Genomic DNA, 21,345 nt, shown 5'->3' on the forward strand with positions numbered 1-21,345 from the left:
TAGCACCTTGCTCCGTTCATTCATATTTAACACAAAAGATTATGAGTTCGATATATCAAATCAACAAAGGCATTAACAAACCTATAGAGTTTCGGGGATTATATGGACAATATATCGCCTATTTAGCTGTAGGGCTCGTAGTTTTAATGATCGCCTTTACGCTACTTTACATTCTAAATGTCCCTCTTTTGTTCCTACTTCCTTTAGTAATTGGATCGGGAACTGCTCTTTTCATTATCGTTACGAGGCTTTCTAAGAGATTTGGCGTAGATGGTTTAGGCAAGTTTATGGCAAAGAGAGGGCTTCCGAATTATATAAAGTTTAGTTCTAGACGCGTATTTATTAGATTGAAATCAGAAGGGAGGTTATCATGATTCAAATAGAAAGCATCCTTCCTATTTGGAAAGTGGAATCAGGAGCAATGGTTTCTATGCTCGGTGATGTCACAATCGCTTACGAGGTAACATTACCAGTAATAGGAACACAATCGATATCAGATTTTGAATCAGTACATCAAACTTTTATTAAGGCTATAAAAGTCTTAAGCAATGGAATGATATTCCATAAGGCTGACTGGTTCTTAAAATCTCGCGTTGAAACGGAGGAAAATGTTACCAAACCCATAACAAATGCAGCAGCCATGTTTTTCAATGGAAGACCCTATCTGGATCATCAATGCTTTATTTTTTTAACGCAGAAACCACAAAATCGAAAACTTTCCTCGTCAGCTTATTCAAATATCTTACGAAAATCTATAGCACCTGTGACGTTGAACGATGAAAAAGAACTTTCTTCGTTCTACTCTTCGTGTGGGCAATTTGAAAGAATAGTGTCTGATAGTGGGAGCGTCACTTTGCGAAGATTGAATGAGGATGAACTTGCAGGAACAGCTAACAAACCTGGTATAATTGAGAAATACTGTTTCTTGCTGGGCAGAAATCAGAATTCTGTTATCAGGGACATACATATTAAGGATCAACTACAAGTGGGTGATCAATACTGTAAGCTGTATACTCTTTCTGATCCTACGGAACTACCCTCTGTATGCGGTTCAAGAATTAACTTTGATAAATATTCCACAGATAAAACCAGATACAGTATAGGTTTTGCTACTCCTCTTGGGCAATTACTGGATTGTAATCATATTTATAACCAGTATGTTTTTATTGGAGACGCACAAAAGACCATCAAAGCTTTGGAGGCCAAAAAGCTACGGCTGCAATCATTATCAGCATACTCCCGCGAGAATGCAATTAGCCGTGACGCATGTAATGACTTTTTAAATGAAGCTATCTCGACACAAAAACTTCCAGTTAAAGCTCATTTTAACGTTTTGGTTTGGACAGATAAACCGTCGGAAATAGGTGAATTGAGGAATACAGTGAGTTCGTCAATGGCTGTCATGGATGCAGTTTGTAAAGAAGAGTCGGACGGGGCGCCACAAATTTGGTATGCCGGAATGCCAGGTAATGAAGCTGATTTCCCTATGAATGACACTTTTGATACGTTCGTGGAGCAAGCTGCTTGCTTTCTCAACATTGAGGGTGCAAACCGATCAGATAGCGTAGGTGTACGTTTAGGTGATCGCTTAAACGGTAGACCACTGTTTCTTGATCTTTTTAATGCACCAATGAAATCAGGGTTGATTACAAACCGTAATTTGTTTTGTTGCGGGAGCAGTGGTGCAGGGAAGTCTCTTTTTATGAATCATTTACTTCGAAGTCTGTACGATGAAGGCGCACATTGTGTAACCATAGATATTGGAGGTAGTTATAAGGGCTTGTGTAACGCTGTTAACGGTTATTATTTCACTTATACAGAAGATAAACCCATTCGATTTAACCCGTTTTATCTCGGAAAAGATGATGTTTTAGATGTCGAAAAGAAAGAGAGCCTAAAAACATTGCTGATAGCTTTATGGAAAAAGGATAGCGATGACTACAATCGTTCTGAATACGTTGCAATTTCCACTGCGATCAATCTGTATTATTCCTATTTAAACGATAATCCAAATGTTTTTCCCGGGTTCAATTCCTTCTACGATTTCCTGATGGAGGAATATTTGATTGTTTTAAGGAACGGAGATGTAAAAGACAAGGATTTTGATGTTTCAAATTTTCTGTACGTACTTAATCCGTATTACAGGGGCGGAGAATACGATTATCTACTAAATGCGACCGAAAACCTTGATCTTCTTAATGAAAGATTTATTGTGTTTGAGTTGGATAACATCAAATCACATGAAATCCTATTTCCAGTAGTTACGATAATCATTATGGAAATGTTTATTTCTAAAATGCGTAAGCTGAAGGGCAAAAGGAAAATTCTTGCAATAGATGAGGCATGGATTGCAATTGCAAAGTCTGGCATGGCGAATTTTATCAAATATCTGTATAAAACCGTTCGAAAATTCAATGGAATCGCTGCTCTGGTTACTCAGGAGGTAGATGACTTAATTAGCTCACCTATCATCAAGGAGACAGTAATCAACCTTTCTGATACAAAGTTATTATTGGACATGAGGAAATTCATGAACAAGTTTGACAAGTTGCAGGAAGTCCTGGGACTATCTGAAAAAGCTAAAACCTTGTTACTCTCACTCAACAAAGCCAATGAAGATGGTAGGTCTTATCGAGAAATCTTTGTAGATCAAGGTGGGCAGTTTATGAATGTGTACAGGAACGAATTGTCTCTTGAAGAATATCTTCTTTACACTACTGAAGAATCTGAAAAATTAAAAGTCGAGGAATATTCTGCGAGGGAAGGTGATATCTATAAAGGTGTTGCCGCGCTTGCAGATGATATCCGTAAGGGAATAACAAAATTGTAAACCTTTAATCTTTAATCAAATGAAAAACATCAAAGAACTTCACTTTTCAGTAATGATTATTTTTTCGATCTCACTTCTTGCATCTTGCAACTCAAACCCTGTTTTACTCCTGCCCGGTATATATGTAAACCACGCTGAAAGTGAGTATAGCATTGCTGAGGACACACTAATTGTGGAGCATGAAAAAGATAATAATTACCTCATCCATCGCAGAGCGGGATTTAAACTGATAACAGATGGTAAACCGGGAGCTACCCACTTTCATACTGAGGAATGGAGTGGAGTATACAACGAGAAATCACAAATTTTGCGAGAGAATCGAAAAGGAAGGATTATTTCATTTGATTTTGACAAGGGAATCTTAAAGCTGAAAAACAGTATTCACCAGCGAATTAATTAACGGAATTATGAAACATATCATTAAGCGTATGAGAACCTATATGGTTGTCCTGCCACTTAGTGCCATAACTTTGCTAGTTGCCCTTCCAAATGGTGCGAATGCACAACTGGCAATTGCAGAGGTCATTAAAGCAGGCGTAAAAAAAGTAATTAAGGCGGTTGATCTCAAAGTGCAGCGTCTTCAAAATGAAACAATTTGGCTTCAGAATGCCCAGAAGGTTATTGAGAATCAATTGTCCAAATTCAAATTGGACGAGATTTCAGATTGGACACAGCGACAAAAGACATTGTACGCAGGTTATTATGATGAACTGGTAAAGGTTAAAGCATTAATATCTACCTATAATCGTATCAAAATTTTGGCTCAGACCCAATCTGCCATCATTCAGGAATATAAATGGGCAATCAGTCTTTTTAAAAAAGACAAGCATTTTAAACCCGAAGAACTTGAATATATGGAAAGGGTATATAGAGGTATCCTAGATGCCAGTGTTAGGAATTTAGATCAAGTTTTTGTAGTAACTAATTCCTTTAAAACACAAATGAGTGATGCTAAAAGATTAGAACTGCTAAATATTGCAGCCGATCAGATGGAGCAAAATTATGCTGACTTGAAACAATTCAATAACCAAAATATCACTTTAAGCATTCAGCGATCAAAATCGAACTTTGAGTTGCAAACTTTAAAAGAGATGTATGAAATCAATTAGAATTATTGCTAGTCTCATCCTTTTTATCATTCAGCTTTGCAGTTCTCTTTCAGTCTATTCGCAAACATTTGCTGAATTTTTTAATCAGCGGAAGACTCAAAAAAAGTATCTGCTTCAGCAAATTGCCGCATTCCAGGTTTATGCCGGGTATCTTAAAAAAGGTTATACTATCGTGGACAATGGTTTAAGTACAGTAAAAGGGTTTACAAATGGTGAATTTAAATTACATAACCTCTTTATCAGCTCCTTGAAACTTGTAAGCCCTGTGATCAAAAATGATCTACGCGTCGCTGAGATACTCGTGTTACAAGTATCAATTGCCAAAGCCTTTTCAAAAGTAAAAGATAACGAGTTCTTAAGTGTCAGTGATCGTAAATACGTTTCGTCAGTTTATAGCGCAGTTCTCAATGAATGCGCTGGGGATCTTGATGATCTGTTATTAGTGATTTCTTCTGGCAAAGCTGAAATGAATGATGATGAAAGGCTAAAGAGATTGGAGAGCATCTATCAAAGCATGCTTGAGAAATCAGCTTTTACCCAAGATTTTATCAATAATAGCAATCAACTCATTCGTCAGAAGCAATCTGAAAAGGACGATGTTGGCTATCTGAAGAGGATTTCATTCATAAAAGAATAGCTATGAAAACTTTATTTTTAATCATTTTATTGTTTAGCTCCATACAAATATCCTTCGCTCAGACACAGGAAGTTGAGCAGCTTCTTTTAAATGTTGAGAAATTAAGCCAACTGAAAGGTATTCTTTCCAATATGAAAACGGGTTATCAACTCGTCTCCAATGGCTATAATTCGGTGAAGAACATCGCACAAGGGAACTTTACCCTTCACGAAGTTTTTTTGGATGGTTTGATGAAAGTTAGTCCAGAGGTGAAAAAATATCATCGGGTAGCTGATATCATATCTTACCAATCAAAGCTTGTTGTTGAATATAAGGCCGCCCTTAAAAGGTACAATCGCGACGGTAATTTCTCAGCAGATGAACTGAACTACCTCGGAAAAGTTTACAATGAACTCTTTAAGCAAAGTCTAAATGACCTTGATCAGTTATTGATGGTGATTACAAGTAGTAAATTACGAATGACTGACGATGAACGCCTATCGGCTATTGACCGAATCTTTGGAGATTCTGAAAATAAGCTCGTTTTCTTACGCAGTTTTAATCGGCATGCGGATGTGCTGAACCTGCAAAAGCATCAATCAAAGTTGGAAGACGCAAATCAGAAGCAGTTCTATAATCTTAAATAAAATTATGAAAAAGAACGTATTAATGATCGCAATTTTTGCGGCTTTAGCTACGCTATTGCCCCAATATTCCTTCGCACAAGGATTATCTGGTGAGATTGGCGGTCTACAGAAGGTATTGGATAATGTTTATAATGAAATGCTACCGCTTTGTAGCAAGCTAATTGGTGTTGCACGTGGACTTGCAGGATTTGGGGCTTTGTGGTACATCGCCTCAAGAGTCTGGCGCCAAATTGCGGCTGCGGAAGCGGTTGACTTCTATCCCTTATTAAGACCATTTGGGCTCGGGTTAGCAATTATGTTATTTCCGGTTGTTATTTCAGTAATGAATGGCATCCTACAGCCCATCGTCATATACACCCGTGATATGGTGACTGACTCGGATAAGTCTATAGCGACCTTATTAAAAATAAAAGAGGCAGCTACCAAGAAAAGTGACCAGTGGAAAATGTATGTAGGAGATACCGGGCAGGGGGATAGTGATAAATGGTATAAGATGACACACCCGCTTGATCCTGAGCGTACACAGGAAGGGGTTTTCGAAGGAATAGGTAATGATGTTAAATTTTGGATGGATAAAAGTTATTACAATTTCCGGAATAACATCAAGCAGTGGATGAGTGAGATCTTGCAATTGTTGTTTGCTGCTGCTGCGCTGTGTATCAACACTATTCGGACATTTTATCTCATTGTCCTGGCAATTCTTGGCCCAATCGTATTTGGTATAGCGGTTTTTGATGGCTTTCAGCATACTTTAACGGTTTGGGTTGCACGCTACATCAATACTTTTATGTGGCTGCCAGTAGCAAATATCTTCGGAAGCATCCTTGGAAAGATTCAGGAGAATATGCTAAAGATCGATATTTCCCAAATTGGTAGCGGTGGAGATACCTTTTTCACAGTTACTGATACTGCATATCTGGTTTTCATGGTCATTGGTATCATAGGATATACTCGGGTGCCTAGCGTAGCAAATGCCATTGTACATGCCGGAGGGGGAAATGGAATACTGACAAAAGTAAACTCTCTCGTTATGGGTGGAACCAGTGCTGCTGTAGGTGGAGCAAGAGGCGGTGCAGGAATGATCGTAGACCGCTTTGATGATGCACGAAGAAACTTATCAGGTGGAATGGCCGAAATAAGTGGAAGTAATTACTTCAAACACAAGGTGTCAGGAAAATAAAACTAGATCTTATGTTTAAACAACTCAAAAACATCGATAGTGCCTTCCAGCATGTTAAGCGTTTCAGCATTTTTATTGTCATATCATGTGCCCTGATCTGTGCTGGGTGTTTGTTATTCAGCTATAAGCTGATCATCGAGGCTCAAGGTCGAATACATATCCTCTACAATGGGAAAGTATTGGAGGCTGTCGCTGCCTCACGACAACAAAATATGCCTGTAGAATTAAGGGATCACATTAAAACCTTTCATCAGTATTTTTTCAACCTTGATCCTGATGAAAAAGCGATTCAATCAGGTATATCTAAAGCTCTGTATCTGGCTGACGAAAGTGCAAAGAGAGCATATGAGAATCTTAAAGAAGCTGGCTATTATAATAATTTGATAGCTGCGAACATCTCTCAGGAATTAGAAGTAGATAGTATCAGGTTAGATGTTGATGCGCAGCCATATACTTTTGTGTGCTATGCTACGCAAAAACTTGTAAGGTCAAGCAGCACTACCTTCAGGAAGTTAGTCACTCAAGGTGAAGTCAGGATCTTGAAAACTCAAACGGATAACAATCCTCATGGTTTTTTAATTCAAAGGTGGGAAACATTAGTAAACAGTGATATTAAAGATAAATCTGATCAATTATGAAATCTTCGCACAAGAATAGGGATAGTCTAAATCCCAAGCAGTTGAGGTTTGCTGAAAATATTTCTTTAATCATCTTGAAAAAACAGCGCAAAGCTGCAAACTATCTTAATAAAAAGACAGATCGGTTCAATGCGAGAACCTGGAGGCTTATACTTTTAGGTTTTTGTCTACTATCCGGGGGGTATTTCCTGAATTTGATATTGAATGCTTTACGATGAGCTAATGTGTAATCTATTATCCAATTTCTAATTAAATATCATATGAAAACACAACGTATTGACAAACGGAAGGCACTTTTATTTGTGCCTTTATTAATACTTCCATTCTTTGCCATCGCTTTTGGTTTGATGGGAGGAGGGACTGGGAATCTGAATTCAGTTATGACGAAAGGTATCAACTCCCAACTGCCTGATGCGAAATTCAAAAAAGAGATGCCTATTACCAAAATGAGTGTCTATAATCAGACGAAGGACGAGTCATCTGGTTATGATCACGGTTTTGACGCGGTTACATCTAAATTAGAAATGCCATTGGTCGAAGACAGTAGAACTACAGAGATCAATGAAAAGCTGGCTGCTATAAATAAAGAGATAAATACTCCTATTTCACCAAAAGGATACCTCGAACAACCCACTGCATCAGGATATTCATCTCCATCTACTTCAGCAGATGTAGCAAAGCTTGAAATGTTGATGAAGAATATGAAAACGGATCAGGCTGAAGATCCAGAAATGAAACAACTTGCTGGCATTTTAAAAAGTATCCAGGAAATTCAACATCCTGAATTGATTAAGGAAAAGAATAATCAAAGCTTAACCGAACAACCTGATAGTCTCTTTAAGGCCATTCCTGCGACAATCGCAAAAGATCAAAAAGTAGTTCAAGGTGCAGTCGTTGAAATCATTCTATCTGATACCATTATTGTTAATGATCAAAAGATTCCCAAAGGATATTCAATATTCGGGTTGGCAGAGTTCAGTAATCAGCGTTTGAACCTGCAAATCAAAAATATTAGGTTGGGAACATCTGTGATCCCAGTTAATATAACTGTATTTGACAGGCGTGACGCTATGTCCGGGATTTATGCACCAGAAGCATCACTAATCGATGCAGTTAATCGAGGTAGTAGTGATGCAATTTCCGGAGTTAATTTGATGGGATCTGATCAAGGTGTGACCACCCAGTTAGCTGGTGCCGGGATTGATGCAGCAAAGGGACTGTTTAATAAAAAGATTAAACGTGTTAAACAGAAAGTCAAGGCAGGTTATCCTTTGCTATTAAGGGATAATACCAAAAAGAATAAGTACTAAGTCTTTGGACTCATATAAAATATTAATGATATGAACAGAAACGCATTAGAAAAGTTCGAGGCAGAAGCTTCAGCCTTGAAGTTGCCTGAAAACATGGTAAAAGAGATCATTAAACGTATGGAGGAAGGACATCCCACTATTACATTTACTGGACAACTTCCTGCTGATCGAGGGCAGTTGGATTTAACTGCTCATTTAAAAGTTAGTGAAAGTTCGGGGTTGTACTTCTTGAACAAATTTGATGTTGCCTTAAGTAAAGCGAAGCCACTTGAAGAAGGGCAAAAATACATGGTAATTACTCCCAACGTTGAAAAATCGGGAAGTAACTTGGTACGCAAGTTTGATAGCGTGATCGAAGCCATGACTTATTTTAAAGATCAGAAAGGCACTGCCACCCTTGCTGTTGGAAACCCTAACGACTTCAAGTTTCAACAAGGATTGGCGTCCATGAAGGCGGGTAGGGTAGATTATGTAGCTAAACAATTTGAAAATACTTTCTACAGTCCTGTTTTAAAAAACACGCATTACGTTGATAATGGGCGCGGATTCAATGTTGTTCAAGCTGGCAATATGCTACAAGGTCGTGCAGCTTATCGCGATGATTTGGTCAGTAGGGCAGGAAATCAATATAAAGCTTGGAGTATATACCAGTTTAATGAGCCAAAAGATCGGTATGATAATTATAAGGTTAAGCAATTCAGCGAAGGCTATGGATTTGATTTGACCAAGGAGTTATCCAAATATAATATTAAGGAAGCCGATCAGCCTAAAAAGATGGATCTCATTATTGACCAGATTAAGGATGGTGGTAGACCTCTAATAACGGTTATCAACTCAACTGGAGAATCAATGAAATTACACGTTGAAGCCGTGCCCCGTTATACTAATATCAATTTCTTTCGACCAGATGGAAAACCGGAAAAGAGGGAAGCATTTTTGAAGGATCAGAGTCAATCTAGGAACAAAGAAAAATCGTTTGGAGTTGAAAAGAACAAGCAACGGCAGAAAGACCAAGATGCTGGACTTGGAATTTAGATAACCTCCCGACAGAATATCGTCTTTTTTTACAAGCTGCCACTTATATCGGCAGCTTGTATTTAAATCTTAAGATACAAAAAGCTTCATTTAAGATATAACCGCTCATCAGTAACCAATAGATTAAAGCTGGAAAGTTTCATCTTAATAGCCTGAACTATGAAGAACTTGAAATAATACTGGCTCCATATATATTATAACTTCATGTTTCTTTACAGTCGTGGATTTATAAAACAATTTTGATAATTCAAAGTGCAGCGAATCTGCCTTAATCATGGGGTTCTTTCTGTCTTTGAAAGCGATGGAATTAACTGAAACGGGTACAATCAAACGAATGGTCTTATTCCTGATTATAAAAGATCTATAATCGTAATCTTTAAGCGTGCTAAATTTGGATAACTTATTTGTTAATGTTGTATCAGTTGAAGTGATAATTGGTTTGTAATTTAGACCCGACTGTATTAAAATTTCAACTTTACCTACGTATAAATGTGTTGAGTCTGGAAACCAACCCTGAGTTAAGTTCTGTTGCAAAAAGGTATTTAATTTTTTAAAATCTTTTTGTGAACCCTGGCCAAAACTCTTACAAAGAGAGAAAAAACATATACAGAAAAGTAGGATCTTAGTTAGTCGCATTTGGGTTGTCCTTTTTGTGAAATTAAATATTGAACTCCAGTCTGTTCAATAAGTTCTTTGCTGTAGATTGTACCTTGAACATTGAAACTATTGGCATTTTTGTACGCCTTTGTTGACATGAGTCCTCGCCACGTTAAAGAGTATGCGTCAAAAGCTGATATTCCATACATACTTATTAAAAAGTCACTTAGAGGCTCAACATATCTGATAGATAAGGTCTCATGATCAGTCTCCTCTAAATCGTAAAATGTATTTGGATTAGTTCTGAGGTACGCATGGACTGCCTCATGAATAAGCGTTGTGGTGATATATTCTTTACTAACATTCACAAAGTTTGTGTCGCTAAAAGTAATAGTTACGTCGACCCGATCTAGAGCGCCATTCGTACCTAATGTACGTTGAGCTTTAGTTTTAGCATCTGCACCTTTTTCTAAAATTGGGGCATTTTTATACGTGATATTTAAATGGTCACGACCAACAAACTTATCGATAATATTCATGATTTCATCCTTTACACCACTATTAAGCGTAGCGTCTATAACTCTAGCTAAACAAGGTTCAGTTACTTGATTATATATTTTAGATACTGGAAGCCATTCTGGTAATGGGACAGTCACGCTACCGTTGCTGCCACCACCCCCGTTACCTGGGTTGCTCCCTTCACCTGAAGAACCACTGCCACCAGTAGACCCCCCACCACCTGAACAAGTTGTTGAACTTGTAGTTTCACAGTGCATATATCCTATAACACCAGCACATGCAGTTATATTAATTTGTACACATTCGTAATAGCCTTGCGTTGTCATACCGCCTTTTGTTGACGACATTTTTCTATTTGTATTTTTTGTAGACCCTGACCTTAAATCTATAAAACGGGCAGCAGGATGGAACCAGTCTTCTACAATCATAATCCCGCTGAAACTATCTTTACTAGACTGATCTTGATTGGGTATCATACTAACCATTTCAATTGGAGAGTTTTCGAATCCCCTACCTGAATCTACGATTCGCAAAAATATTTTATTGTTAAGATTGCTTCCTGTTTTGCCACCCTTGGTGACCACGATTGTTGACTTCAGATCTATCGGGACAAACACTACGCTTGTATCGCCTGAGTGCCGGACATATGCTTTTTCCCACATTGGTACCCTGGCATTTAAAATTGTATCCGGCAACAAAGAGTTTACACCATGTTGTAATCTAGTGCTTTTTGATTTGAGAGCGAAGATTTCTTTTGCTTGGTCAATCTCATTAGTAAGAATGTTATCATTAGATGATTCTTTTTTACAGCTGCTTATAGTGAAGCTTATAACTAATGCGAGGATATACCACTTGTACTTGAGAGAGGGTTAAATAAGTAATTCATTTAGCAAATATAATATTTTGAGAGTATGTCTTGTTTAAGATTTGTAACGATATAGATACCCAATGTAAAATTGTTTAATTATATTTCAGTGAAAGAAAAAGTGTGGTTTTTAAATTATCTGTGAATTCTTATGTGGCTGTTTGTTTCGAAAGTTCTGATTAGCAGTTTAGCAATGCAAGGCGGCTCCGTAAACTCTGCTTGTTTTTGAAAAAAAATCTCCACCCTACGGGTTGTTTTTTTTTTCAAAAAGCCTTGCATTGCTAAACTGCTATATCAGATGAGGGTGCTTAACAAAAAGCCAGAAAAGGCTCCTGCCGAAATGTAGTACGCAGGTTCAAACTTAAGAACCCCAATAAAATGGAAACTAATGCAAAAAACAACGGACAAGTTAAAGTAGCTAACACCGTAAAAGCAGAGAACAAAGAGCAAAAATTTGTGGCCGGAAATCCAGTCAACAAGGAATCAAAAACGGCAGATGTTAAAAAAGAATTTCCTAAAGACGCTAATGGCGTGATGCCTGCTGATCCTAATGCAAACAAAAAAGAACAATCCCCAGAGACCTCGGATTCCCCTAAAAATGACCAACAGGAGAAGGAAGGCCAACATGAAAAGACTAAAAAAGAGTTGAAGGCCGAACTTGAAAATAATAAACCAGCCCTGAATTTGGAGCAGACGTTAAAGAAAATCAAGGAACTTGGAAGGTTATCTTCCCAGAGGGATAAGTTAATGGAAACTATAGCCACTCTCGAAGCTTTCGAAATCAAACAACTCGACGAAGCAGAGGAAACAACTGCCAGTCATTTTCAAGGCTGTACATTGACGATTACTGATGATCAAGGAAATACCTTTTCCGCAAAAAATCCCTTTATCATTGATACCGTTGCAAAAAACGTCAACAGTTTATGTGTTGAGAAACTGGCAGAGATAGAGGGTCAAATCTCATTGAAAGCCTAATTGCTATCTAAAAACCATCAGACTCAGATTATGAAATGGTTTGGTAACTGTACGACCCTTGATCAGATCAAGGGCCTGTACAAATCTCTAGCTAAGCAGTATCATCCAGATTTGGGAGGTGATACAATTACAATGCAAGAGATTAATAAAGAGTACGCTTTTGCTACAGCTCGAATTATTGATCAAAATAACTTGTCAGAAGAAGATACAGAATCTGAAATCCAGAACTCTGAAGAATACAGAATAGCAATTTTGGCTATTGTTCATTTTGAGGATATAACGATTGAAGTAGTAGGTTCTTGGATTTGGGTTACAGGCAGCACATATCATCACAGGGCAGATCTCAAAGCAGCAGGTTATCTGTTCGCGCCCAAGAAACGCGCTTGGTACTTCAGAACCGGTGAGCATAAAGTTTTCAAAGGGGGAAGGAAATCCCTTGATGAAATACGCGAAAAATATGGTTCAGAGGTCATTAAGACCAAACGTTATCGCAAAATCTTTTAAACAATGTAAAATTCATATGGGGAACCTAGTTCCCCTTTAATCAACAATATTATGAAATGGATTTCTAAATCGCCAGAGGATCAATATATCCTATTTAATCATAATGGTTTACCAATTTTTGTCGATAGCAGTGATTACTGTGAGGAAACCATAGAACAGGCAAGTAATTTCTGTGATTATTACGGCTATTCTCAAAGAGCTGAAACTGCCGTTGCAGTTTACTTTGTTCGGGGGCATAGACACCAATGTGAATATTCTGAGGTATTAGTAGGAGTTTTGGAGGCCGATACTCTACCAGTAGATTTATATGAAGTGGTTCATTGTATAACCTTTTGGAACGCTGAAGGGCGAACATGTTTTAACTATCCCCAAAACAAAGGATCAAAAGAAAGCTATCGCAATTTTATTTTAAAATGTATCGCCAGTGATTGCAGAGTTTATGTAGAACCATGTGAGGAGAGCTACATCACTGGACGATCAGGTGATCATGTCTGGATTAGTGATAAGCATTCTGGAGAAAGGATTATGATCATACACTTCAATGAACTCCTAATTAACCATTTATAAACCGGTCAAACTTGACCTTAAAAATTATAAGATATGAAACCATTACTGGAATTTACCAACACAATGAAAAATAAATTATTATTTGACTTATTTCCTAACGAGTTGCCCATATTCTTAGAGCATCTTGAAAAAGTATGTATCGACTTGGAAACTAATAAAGAAAGTTATTCGCAAGAGTGGGACACTGCGTTTATGCCATTTAGCTATTGGCTGTCATTATCAAATGCCACAATGGACATCATAAAGAAGCATAGTTATAATATGAAAAAAAGTAGTAAAGTGTTTTCTGATCAGTTGTTTTATACATATACCAGTTTATTTGTGATTGACAGAATTATCAAATTTGCGGAGAGGAGTAAGGATGATAAATTCAAACTCGCAGTTGTTTTATTATACTGTTAAAACGTAACAGCTTGTGAGGATAAGCCCCCGTTGATGTCGAATAGATATAAACGAGGGCTGCCCTAACGGGCATCAACTTCTTCTAATAGAATAAATTAAGAATCAAGATCTATGCATAAGATCTTGGAAGGAGATGTACAGGTGAGTTATAAATATATCTTGTGTATATAAATAAACGCTATTCAAATGATTGCCATTGGTCTGTAATATAGCTGGAACGCTGTGCAAGTACCTCCTTAAGCCATTGTTGCATAATTTTTGAAATTTTATTGTATACTATTTCAATATCTGTCGTTTGCGCGTGTACGTTATACGACATTGATGAATCGATGAGATCTAGATATTTATCCGCAATCAACTGGTTAACCTGATATTTTGGTTCTTCTTCCTGGATAAAATGTAGGAAACAAAATGTCGCCCATCGATTATGTCCAAGGGGGTTACTATAATATTTGGGATATGAAATCTGGTCTATTACTGTTTGCAAAAATACATCTGGTCTTATTTGATAAATACAGCAAAGATCTTTAAAGTCATCTGTTAAGCTTATCTGAATGCTAGTTTCCATAGGTTTTTAGTTTTTGGTAAGTTTTTCATACTGTTGATAATATGCTTCGCAAAGAAGCTCATGCCGTCTTTCAACGTTCCTTATGTGATATATTTTAAGCGGAATTTCTGCCATTATCTCACGAAACTCTTCTTCCGTTTCGGTGAGTATAGAGGGTGGACGGTGGTTCCCAAAAGAACCATTAACAACCTTCATAAAGAATATAAAACTGGGCATGTCATATTTCAAATTCAATCCAATATGGGCATGGGCATGAGATAAAGAAATGACTCCCATAAAGAATTCGAGATATTCTTTTGGATAACAATTGTAAACTTCACAGAGGATGCAAAAATCTTTAGTTAGTTTCAAAGATGTAAACTCATCTAAATAGACCGCGTTTAGTGCTGTATGTGGCTGTTCCATCTCCTCAAATATTGCATTGATTGCATGTCTCGCGTATTCGCGCTTTGTGGCCATTGATAATTGATTATTTACTTTGTCAGCAATCATACTTAACTGACCTATGCACAAATCAAAAGTGCTTGCACATTTCCTTATAGCTTTACTTTCGCGAAGACGGCCTGATTTTCCACTGATATATATTCTGATACTTGTCATGACCTCCCAATACCCTTCATCATAAGTATCGTCAAAAAGGTTATAAAAATTAGTGTGATCAATAAAAGTTTGAAGAACTTCAACTGGACAGATCTTACAAAGTGTACAGGCAATTTGAAAATTTATTGGGATCTGTAATGTCTTATTATTCTTTTTCTTCATAAGTCATTGTTGATGCTCCTTTTCATCATTGTGTCGAAGTAGCAGATTTCAACCAATTCTTTGAACTGTGTATAAAAATCTAGCGTATCAATTATTGTTTCTTTACTTGCATGACCTGCTGAATACCGTAACCATACGGTATAGAGTTCAGCAAGTTTATCGCGGACTTCATGCACAGGATAGTCGGTAAAAAAATAAATCATAACTGTCAAGGGAGCTTTTAACTGATAATTTTGAAGCTTGCAAGGCTGATAATTTAAATTCCTGATGATTTTTCTTCTTTTCATGTAGCTAATATTTAAAATGATTAGTATTAATCTTTTTGGCTTTTGATCACTGAATTACCCATATCGATTAAATGATTCCAGCCTTCAAAATTTCGATTTTAGCTTTACACATTTCATCTGTGAGAAGAATGAACGATGTAACGCGCTCGTATAAACTTTCAGCGTCATTCTGAGTTATTGAGAAACTACTCCCATAGCGAGACTCAGAATAACTTTTAAGTAATAAATGAAATAGCTTTTCATCTTTCGGGCTACCTGATAAAAAAGTTTTTATTGGCCGATCGGAGAAAGATTGGCATAGGCGTAGCAGACGCAGGAGATTGTGAATTTCTGATTTATACCCGAGATGAACTTTTATTAATAGAATACAGCATTGCTCAACTGCCTGGTGAAGCATGAAGCTCACAATTGTATATTTTTTCTGAACTAGACACTCTCGCGCACCTTGCAAAAAACCTTCAGCCAGTGATAAACGATGCTCAAGATATTGTTGTGCCTTCATTACGGATTTTTCGGGATCAACCTTTCCAATATGCTCAAAGTTACTTAAGCCATTGTGGCTGTATAAAAGTTGGCCTTCATTATAAATTGAAATAAAAAATCTACTACCGTCATTAATAGCTTCTTTAATTGCTATTTGACCATGAGATAAAATCGTTATTGAACCGAAATTATAATGTGTACTTGCGTATTCTTGCACTTCATGATCGATTCTGGTATTGCTTTCAGTTATGAGTAGTAAAAAATAATGATGGGTCTCTTGGTTAACATGCTCCGTAAAGCATCCGGCTTTAACAAATGATTCTATTTTGCTACCGAAAGAATATATGTAAATCGGTTGAAACTTTCCGATTAACCCATTGAGGAAAAGTGAAAGGTAATTTTTCGGAACATCTCTAGATGGTGGAAATTTGGTTTTCATAGGCAAATGGTTTAGTTATGATCTCAAAATTGATTATTGTATTAACCGTATCCCACCAATTGCAGTGGTATTTTACCAGCATCTGATTGTTCTTTACTATCTTAGAAATTATTATATTTGTTTTTATGGAAACACCTATTAAATCTAGCAAAATGTACTTGGGCAAGAAAATTAGCCGTATTCGTGAGATTAGAGGTATTAAACAAGACTATCTGGCTTCGGCACTTAATATGAGCCAGCAAGCAATATCGAAAATTGAACAAAGCGAGGAAGTTGAAGATTCGGTATTAGAAAAGATTGCTAATATATTAGGAGTAAGTGCAGAAGCTATAAAGCATTTCAATGAAGAATCTATACTAAGTATTATATCAAATACGTTCACCAGCAATGATAGTTCAACCATCAATGCAATAAATATCCACCCAACTTTTAATCCTATTGACAAGGTTGTTGAACTGTATGAACGCCTGCTTGCTAGTGAACGTGAGAAAGTTGATCTCTTGAAAAAGATTACTGGAGAAAATTAAATTACTGTCGCATTTTTATTATCAATAAAAATAGTTACTCGAAACCATGTCACATTTTATAATATTTATCACTCTCAAATTCATTTAAGATGGATTTCAAGAAGACCTCTTGCACCACACCCCAAAATTGGTTAATAGAGGAACGTCTGGAACTCGCGCACTAATAGATCGAAACTAAGCATAAAGAGCCGGTCGAGGTGTATCTGGAAAGTGAAGCCGATACTGTTCAGCTAGAACATGTTGGTAGACTCTGAAGTAGGGCAGGACAGTCGTATTCCTTTCTTTTATATGACGTAAATTCCTAATGCTAGTCAAATGCCATATATTTTGGATATCCTTTACAAAACAAAACGTTCTTAATTGTATAAATAAGGCCGTTATATACATTCTGACTAGCTATCTAGTAGTCCCGACGAGAATGATTGAAGTATTTCCCCGTTACCTATAATGAGGTTTTTTGCAACGATTTCGACCAATGTGCTCACCAAAACGGTTTGACGTGCTTTGGCTCCAAATGATATACTAAGATAAGAAATGTTTTTTAGAACCAAAAATCGGATGGCTTTTAAGCTTAAATCCCTTTCTTAACTTTTAGCTACAAAACCTATCAAGTTACAGATGGGCTGCATATCCTTTCATAACAGGCCTTCGTTAATTAATCATCAAACTGCCGCAATAATTAAAAATCACACCACCTCAATAGCCTTTTTATAGCAGAGAATGATCTGTCTTATTCGACATGGATCAAAATAGATAATTACATCTGTTTGATCATTTGATGAGTTTAAGATCCCTAGCAATTTCCTGAGTAAACTTCGCCATTGGACGTTGGAGCATGTCCTCTGGGCGATCATAATTCCCAATAATTAAACGTTTGATCATACTTTGATCGGAAAACAGCCTATTAAAGTTATTTATCAGGGTTTGATTGTATGGATTGTTATAGACCTGCTTCTTTTCGATCAATTCCTGCACAATATCCGTTTGGGTTTCATATATATTTTTTATGTTGAACATTCTATGGTATTCGCTCAAGTCGGTGGTCTGGTCCAGTTGTTTTATTGTAATCACCAAATCCTCTAGATTACCAGTACGCTCATATTGCAACACGCTGGAACTTTTAACTCCGAAGGTTAACAAATCCAGCTGATCATCTTTGCAGTAAAAATTGAAGTCAGTCGGATCATCACTCTTAGACATGTTGCAGTTGCTGCAGATTGGATAAAGGTTATAGAAAGATGTACAGAGAAAAGGAAACTTAGACTTTGGGTATTTATGGTCAAGTTGGAGAAGGCCCTTCAGGGTTGTCTTTGTTTTATTCACCACAAGAGTTAGTTGTGAATGACAGTAGACGCAGGTCCTGATATTGGATTTTTGAAGAAACTGCAGCATTTCTTTCCCACGAAGGGCACTATATTGCATTGCTTTCACAATGGCCTTCCAGAATTTTTCGGTAATGTTGTCTTCATGGAGAATACCGCGAAACTTTACTATAAGTATTTGCATCTCCGCCTCATCGGCAGAAAGGATATGTTGATATTCTGCAATGATCGCTTTGACGTATGCTTCAGCAACAGTATTCTCGATTCCATACTTTTTTCTTGTCCCTTTAAGCACTGACATCGTTCCAAGTGCAGCAAGCGGGTTTTTAAATTTGGTGCTCCTGGTTGAGAAGAGGCTGCTGTTAAACGCAACAACCCTTTGGTGGAATTGTGGGTCAACTTTTATTCTTCTCATCTTCTAATTCTTTTATCCTAGCCATTAAAGCATTAACGACAGTGTCCTGGCCAGAGTTAAACTTTTCCTCGTGCAAATCTAATAAGCGTTCTCTGATTAGTGGTTCGCCTATCCGGTTTATGAAATTGAATGCATTTGTGTCATTCCATGGTTCTTTTCTTAACGTATCATTATGAACATAATCTTTCAACGTATAAAAATCAATCAAGTCATTGATATTTTTTCTTGCATAATCACCCATGAAGCTTTTTAGAAAGAAGCTTTCAGCTAGCAATTGGTGGATATTTGCTCCAAGAGTGCGTATTTGAACGTGATCAGCACCGCCCAGAAACAAGATATTATCGGCAGGTATGTCCGACAAAATGAAAGGCGAATGCGTTATAAAGAGAACATTTAACCCCGAAAGCCTTTTAAACTTGACAAGTTTAAGGTAGTTCAGGAAATAATCTATATAATTTTTTTGCATCTCAGGATGAAAGTACAGCTCAACTTCATCAAAAATCACATTTACAAAACGGTAAGGAATGAGGCCAGAATCACTGCTGATCGAATCAATGTTCTTTAAATGATAGATAATCGAATTGATGGAATATATCTTTTGCTTTTGTCCTGAAGACAATGAATCGAAGTTAATATCTCCGGTAAGGACAACCTCAACTTTGAAAAACGAAGGTGGAAGAAAGTGAATGAGGTCCAGGCGCTCGTCACCGGATAGTGATTTGGCATCAAAAACATCATCAGAAAGGTCCGCCAAGGTAATTTCAAAAGGAAGCGTATGCAAACCTTTATATTTACTGATATGGTCAAATTTTAAAAAATGGATTGCCTGAAAAAGTTTGTGGGTAACGTGAGTATAATTGGTGGCCAGTCTGTCGAGGTAGACTTTCAATTCAATAAATGTATTGGTTACTGGATCAAAGAACCCACTATATTGCCAGTAATTAGCCGCAATGTTAATGATCTTCTTAACGATATAAATCCAGGTCGCCTGTTCATAGGTTGTTATCTGCTTTGGCACCGTTTGTGGAAATTCTAATGTCAGCTTGAAGGAATCGGTAAATTGGGTTAAAACGTCTTTCCAATAGACCGAAAGATCCTTACGTTCAATGGTTAGTGTCTTGTCTTTATAAATGGTTTTTAATTTTTCACGGTTTAACCTAAGCGAAATCTTCTGAGCGTATTTATTGTGTGTCAGCTTTCTGACATTATCTACGCCATTTTTTTCATCGTCTCTACCAGTCGGCATCAATAGATTGGCCAGCAACCTAGAACTTAACAGGTCATTTTCCCTGTTGATGTTGATGTTACCCTCATCCCTGAAAGGGGTTAAGGTAATCGGCACCTGGTACTGGTCGTTTTTATAAAACATATTCCGGATCCAAGAACCGACCTGCAAAGAATTTAAGCCATACTGTGCATAGTTAACCGCAATGGTATAGAAAAATTGTTCAAAACTAAATTTGTCCAAAGTAACCTGCGTCGGACTATCGTATTGGGCTTGCGATGTATTGTAATGGTAACGTTCGATGGTGATTTCTTCCCTGAACATAATCTTATACATACTTCCAGAAATCACAAAAAGATCCATATTGAGCCCTTCTACATAGGTTAGCTTACCGGCAGGTATAGCCTTACTTTTTTTGGATAAGTTATTTAGCGCGATGAAAATCAGTTCACACAGAGTTGATTTTCCTGATCCATTTTCACCGACAATTGCGGAAATATTAATCGATAGACCTTCCTGATGGTATATCCGCAAATCTTTTTCCGGTGAAAAGGATATACAATTCTTTTTGTGGTCAAACTGAAAAGCTTTATAAAAAAAGTACTCCCCTGCCTCAAGAACCTTGCGGAGATTCCTGTCCGTTTGCTCGTAAAGGTATACTCCAACAATCCTGCAATCAGAGAAGTCTTTCGTAGGGGCATCAGAAAACGTTGTATTTACTGCTCTTATTTCCGGTTTCGTTTTTCTTTCCTTAACTATAAGCTGCACCGGAAGTTTTTCAGGGGGACTGAATCCCAAAGCAGTTATGCTTAATACGCGGTAATTTTCTATCAAATGGTTTTCTAATAGGGCAGCATATTCGCGATAATTCTTCGGTTCAGTTTTAATGACTTCCCGGCTCATCAAATAGTTAACCGTGTTTTTATCTAATGAAAGGAAAGTGTCTGAATCGATCCAAAACAGAAAAATGGTAAACGAAGGTATATCAACTCCATACCAGGACTTGAAACGGCTGAACACTGATTGGGAAAGCGCGGATTTTCCGTCCTGCATCACATTTATGAAAACCTGCCAGATTTCAGCCACCACTGTGGGGTTTCTGGGAGCATTAATGTAAATCATTCTGGGGGTTGGACATCCGAGAAAATCAACTTTGCGATAGAAGGAAATGGAACCCAGAATTTTTAAAATGATGTTTATTTTTCTCATCCGGTTTTCTTCTGTCAAATTGCTGGCATTAAAACTTGCGAAGAGATGTATGGGATCTATGCATTGGCTTTGATTGGTTACGATACGGTCGAGCCAGGTATTGTTTTCATCTACGAAATTCGGGTGCGAAATTAAAAGATTGAAAAGCGCATTTCCGGGATCCTTTTCATCCCGAAACTTTGAAAAGACCAGTTTGGCTATTTCACTATAAACGTTAAACCATTGAGCATTCATCAGTTTAGATTTGAAGTTTTAATTGTATCGAAAGATAGCTCAATTTGTCGATATTTTTCTGCGCCAGATTATTGGCGGAG

Annotated in this window: 22 protein-coding genes; 15 read left to right on the forward strand and 7 right to left on the reverse strand. The window is 37.3% G+C overall.

Annotated elements, in window-relative coordinates; all coding sequences use genetic code 11:
• Nucleotides 1-41: 41 nt before the first annotated feature.
• From OQY15_RS22410 to OQY15_RS09650, 10 genes are all read left to right on the forward strand, one after another.
• Complete coding sequence (locus tag OQY15_RS22410) at nt 42-374, forward strand: DUF4133 domain-containing protein (protein WP_265790762.1); 333 nt, start codon at nt 42-44, stop codon at nt 372-374.
• Nucleotides 371-2,830, forward strand: a complete 2,460-nt coding sequence (locus tag OQY15_RS09610) for a TraG family conjugative transposon ATPase (protein WP_265790764.1) — start codon at nt 371-373, stop codon at nt 2,828-2,830. The genes OQY15_RS22410 and OQY15_RS09610 overlap by 4 nt, the downstream gene beginning before the upstream one ends.
• Before the next feature lie 19 nt (nt 2,831-2,849).
• A complete protein-coding gene (locus OQY15_RS09615) occupies nt 2,850-3,230 on the forward strand; it encodes a hypothetical protein (protein WP_265790766.1) in 381 nt (126 codons plus the stop codon).
• Between the two features lie 7 nt (nt 3,231-3,237).
• Complete coding sequence (locus tag OQY15_RS09620) at nt 3,238-3,939, forward strand: conjugal transfer protein TraI (RefSeq protein ID WP_265790768.1); 702 nt, start codon at nt 3,238-3,240, stop codon at nt 3,937-3,939.
• A complete protein-coding gene (locus OQY15_RS09625; protein WP_265790771.1) occupies nt 3,926-4,576 on the forward strand; it encodes a hypothetical protein in 651 nt (216 codons plus the stop codon). Before OQY15_RS09620 ends, OQY15_RS09625 begins: the two co-directional genes overlap by 14 nt.
• A 2-nt stretch (nt 4,577-4,578) precedes the next feature.
• Entirely contained in the window at nt 4,579-5,202 is a 624-nt protein-coding gene (locus OQY15_RS09630; protein ID WP_265790773.1) for a TerB family tellurite resistance protein, read from the forward strand.
• A 22-nt stretch (nt 5,203-5,224) separates the two neighbouring features.
• A complete protein-coding gene (gene traJ / locus OQY15_RS09635; protein WP_265792115.1) occupies nt 5,225-6,382 on the forward strand; it encodes a conjugative transposon protein TraJ in 1,158 nt (385 codons plus the stop codon).
• A gap of 11 nt (nt 6,383-6,393) precedes the next feature.
• Complete coding sequence (gene traK, locus OQY15_RS09640) at nt 6,394-7,020, forward strand: conjugative transposon protein TraK (RefSeq protein WP_265790775.1); 627 nt, start codon at nt 6,394-6,396, stop codon at nt 7,018-7,020.
• Between the two features lie 260 nt (nt 7,021-7,280).
• Nucleotides 7,281-8,330 (forward strand): conjugative transposon protein TraM, encoded by a 1,050-nt coding sequence (gene traM, locus OQY15_RS09645; protein ID WP_265790777.1) that lies wholly within the window; start codon nt 7,281-7,283, stop codon nt 8,328-8,330.
• A gap of 30 nt (nt 8,331-8,360) precedes the next feature.
• On the forward strand, nt 8,361-9,365 hold the full coding sequence (locus tag OQY15_RS09650; protein ID WP_265790779.1) for a hypothetical protein: 1,005 nt from the start codon (nt 8,361-8,363) through the stop codon (nt 9,363-9,365).
• 626 nt (nt 9,366-9,991) lie between these two features.
• Here OQY15_RS09650 and OQY15_RS09655 read toward each other — a convergent pair.
• Nucleotides 9,992-11,143 (reverse strand): hypothetical protein, encoded by a 1,152-nt coding sequence (locus OQY15_RS09655; RefSeq protein WP_265790781.1) that lies wholly within the window; start codon nt 11,141-11,143, stop codon nt 9,992-9,994.
• A gap of 581 nt (nt 11,144-11,724) precedes the next feature.
• On the opposite strand from OQY15_RS09655, the gene OQY15_RS09660 reads away from it, so the two are divergent.
• Genes OQY15_RS09660 through OQY15_RS09675 form a run of 4 tightly spaced genes read left to right on the forward strand, consistent with a single transcriptional unit; the run spans nt 11,725 to nt 13,794 of the window.
• Nucleotides 11,725-12,321, forward strand: coding sequence for a hypothetical protein (locus OQY15_RS09660; RefSeq protein ID WP_265790783.1), 597 nt, complete (start codon nt 11,725-11,727; stop codon nt 12,319-12,321).
• 30 nt (nt 12,322-12,351) lie between these two features.
• Nucleotides 12,352-12,825 (forward strand): J domain-containing protein, encoded by a 474-nt coding sequence (locus OQY15_RS09665; protein WP_265790785.1) that lies wholly within the window; start codon nt 12,352-12,354, stop codon nt 12,823-12,825.
• A gap of 51 nt (nt 12,826-12,876) precedes the next feature.
• On the forward strand, nt 12,877-13,392 hold the full coding sequence (locus OQY15_RS09670; RefSeq protein WP_265790787.1) for a hypothetical protein: 516 nt from the start codon (nt 12,877-12,879) through the stop codon (nt 13,390-13,392).
• Between the two features lie 33 nt (nt 13,393-13,425).
• Nucleotides 13,426-13,794: a hypothetical protein gene (locus OQY15_RS09675; RefSeq protein ID WP_265790789.1), complete on the forward strand. Its 369-nt coding sequence runs from the start codon at nt 13,426-13,428 to the stop codon at nt 13,792-13,794.
• A gap of 178 nt (nt 13,795-13,972) precedes the next feature.
• Here the strand turns inward: OQY15_RS09675 and OQY15_RS09680 are convergent, their stop codons facing one another.
• The 4 genes from OQY15_RS09680 to OQY15_RS09695 all read right to left on the reverse strand — a co-directional run bounded on the left by OQY15_RS09680 (nt 13,973) and on the right by OQY15_RS09695 (nt 16,333).
• Nucleotides 13,973-14,362, reverse strand: coding sequence for a hypothetical protein (locus OQY15_RS09680; protein ID WP_265790791.1), 390 nt, complete (start codon nt 14,360-14,362; stop codon nt 13,973-13,975).
• 6 nt (nt 14,363-14,368) lie between these two features.
• A complete protein-coding gene (locus tag OQY15_RS09685; protein WP_265790793.1) occupies nt 14,369-15,124 on the reverse strand; it encodes a hypothetical protein in 756 nt (251 codons plus the stop codon).
• Nucleotides 15,121-15,411, reverse strand: a complete 291-nt coding sequence (locus OQY15_RS09690) for a hypothetical protein (RefSeq protein ID WP_265790795.1) — start codon at nt 15,409-15,411, stop codon at nt 15,121-15,123. Before OQY15_RS09690 ends, OQY15_RS09685 begins: the two co-directional genes overlap by 4 nt.
• Before the next feature lie 67 nt (nt 15,412-15,478).
• A complete protein-coding gene (locus OQY15_RS09695; RefSeq protein WP_265790797.1) occupies nt 15,479-16,333 on the reverse strand; it encodes a HEPN domain-containing protein in 855 nt (284 codons plus the stop codon).
• Between the two features lie 125 nt (nt 16,334-16,458).
• Between OQY15_RS09695 and OQY15_RS09700 the strand changes: the two genes are divergently transcribed.
• A complete protein-coding gene (locus OQY15_RS09700) occupies nt 16,459-16,860 on the forward strand; it encodes a helix-turn-helix transcriptional regulator (protein WP_265790799.1) in 402 nt (133 codons plus the stop codon).
• 771 nt (nt 16,861-17,631) lie between these two features.
• On the opposite strand, the gene OQY15_RS09705 is transcribed toward OQY15_RS09700, so the two are convergent.
• The gene (locus OQY15_RS09705; protein WP_265790801.1) at nt 17,632-18,597 is read right to left on the reverse strand and encodes a hypothetical protein; all 966 of its coding nucleotides are present in this window, start codon (nt 18,595-18,597) and stop codon (nt 17,632-17,634) included.
• The gene (locus OQY15_RS09710; protein WP_265790802.1) at nt 18,578-21,265 is read right to left on the reverse strand and encodes a hypothetical protein; all 2,688 of its coding nucleotides are present in this window, start codon (nt 21,263-21,265) and stop codon (nt 18,578-18,580) included. Before OQY15_RS09710 ends, OQY15_RS09705 begins: the two co-directional genes overlap by 20 nt.
• Nucleotides 21,266-21,345 lie beyond the last annotated feature (80 nt).

The organism is Pedobacter sp. MC2016-15 (assembly GCF_026239695.1).
Lineage (GTDB): Bacteria > Bacteroidota > Bacteroidia > Sphingobacteriales > Sphingobacteriaceae > Pedobacter.

Excerpts from the sequence above, each read along its gene's own strand:
- OQY15_RS09690 (WP_265790795.1), bottom strand. The coding sequence starts at position 15,411 with ATGAAAAGAAGAAAAATCATCAGGAATTTAAATTATCAGCCTTGCAAG.
- OQY15_RS09650 (WP_265790779.1), top strand. The coding sequence starts at position 8,361 with ATGAACAGAAACGCATTAGAAAAGTTCGAGGCAGAAGCTTCAGCCTTG.
- OQY15_RS09675 (WP_265790789.1), top strand. The coding sequence starts at position 13,426 with ATGAAACCATTACTGGAATTTACCAACACAATGAAAAATAAATTATTA.
- OQY15_RS09680 (WP_265790791.1), bottom strand. The coding sequence starts at position 14,362 with ATGGAAACTAGCATTCAGATAAGCTTAACAGATGACTTTAAAGATCTT.
- OQY15_RS09665 (WP_265790785.1), top strand. The coding sequence starts at position 12,352 with ATGAAATGGTTTGGTAACTGTACGACCCTTGATCAGATCAAGGGCCTG.
- OQY15_RS09660 (WP_265790783.1), top strand. The coding sequence starts at position 11,725 with ATGGAAACTAATGCAAAAAACAACGGACAAGTTAAAGTAGCTAACACC.
- OQY15_RS09655 (WP_265790781.1), bottom strand. The coding sequence starts at position 11,143 with ATGTGGGAAAAAGCATATGTCCGGCACTCAGGCGATACAAGCGTAGTG.
- OQY15_RS09615 (WP_265790766.1), top strand. The coding sequence starts at position 2,850 with ATGAAAAACATCAAAGAACTTCACTTTTCAGTAATGATTATTTTTTCG.
- OQY15_RS22410 (WP_265790762.1), top strand. The coding sequence starts at position 42 with ATGAGTTCGATATATCAAATCAACAAAGGCATTAACAAACCTATAGAG.
- OQY15_RS09695 (WP_265790797.1), bottom strand. The coding sequence starts at position 16,333 with ATGAAAACCAAATTTCCACCATCTAGAGATGTTCCGAAAAATTACCTT.
- OQY15_RS09630 (WP_265790773.1), top strand. The coding sequence starts at position 4,579 with ATGAAAACTTTATTTTTAATCATTTTATTGTTTAGCTCCATACAAATA.
- OQY15_RS09710 (WP_265790802.1), bottom strand. The coding sequence starts at position 21,265 with ATGAATGCTCAATGGTTTAACGTTTATAGTGAAATAGCCAAACTGGTC.
- traK (WP_265790775.1), top strand. The coding sequence starts at position 6,394 with ATGTTTAAACAACTCAAAAACATCGATAGTGCCTTCCAGCATGTTAAG.
- OQY15_RS09610 (WP_265790764.1), top strand. The coding sequence starts at position 371 with ATGATTCAAATAGAAAGCATCCTTCCTATTTGGAAAGTGGAATCAGGA.
- OQY15_RS09670 (WP_265790787.1), top strand. The coding sequence starts at position 12,877 with ATGAAATGGATTTCTAAATCGCCAGAGGATCAATATATCCTATTTAAT.
- OQY15_RS09625 (WP_265790771.1), top strand. The coding sequence starts at position 3,926 with ATGAAATCAATTAGAATTATTGCTAGTCTCATCCTTTTTATCATTCAG.
- traJ (WP_265792115.1), top strand. The coding sequence starts at position 5,225 with ATGATCGCAATTTTTGCGGCTTTAGCTACGCTATTGCCCCAATATTCC.
- OQY15_RS09685 (WP_265790793.1), bottom strand. The coding sequence starts at position 15,124 with ATGAAGAAAAAGAATAATAAGACATTACAGATCCCAATAAATTTTCAA.
- OQY15_RS09705 (WP_265790801.1), bottom strand. The coding sequence starts at position 18,597 with ATGAGAAGAATAAAAGTTGACCCACAATTCCACCAAAGGGTTGTTGCG.
- OQY15_RS09620 (WP_265790768.1), top strand. The coding sequence starts at position 3,238 with ATGAAACATATCATTAAGCGTATGAGAACCTATATGGTTGTCCTGCCA.
- traM (WP_265790777.1), top strand. The coding sequence starts at position 7,281 with ATGAAAACACAACGTATTGACAAACGGAAGGCACTTTTATTTGTGCCT.
- OQY15_RS09700 (WP_265790799.1), top strand. The coding sequence starts at position 16,459 with ATGGAAACACCTATTAAATCTAGCAAAATGTACTTGGGCAAGAAAATT.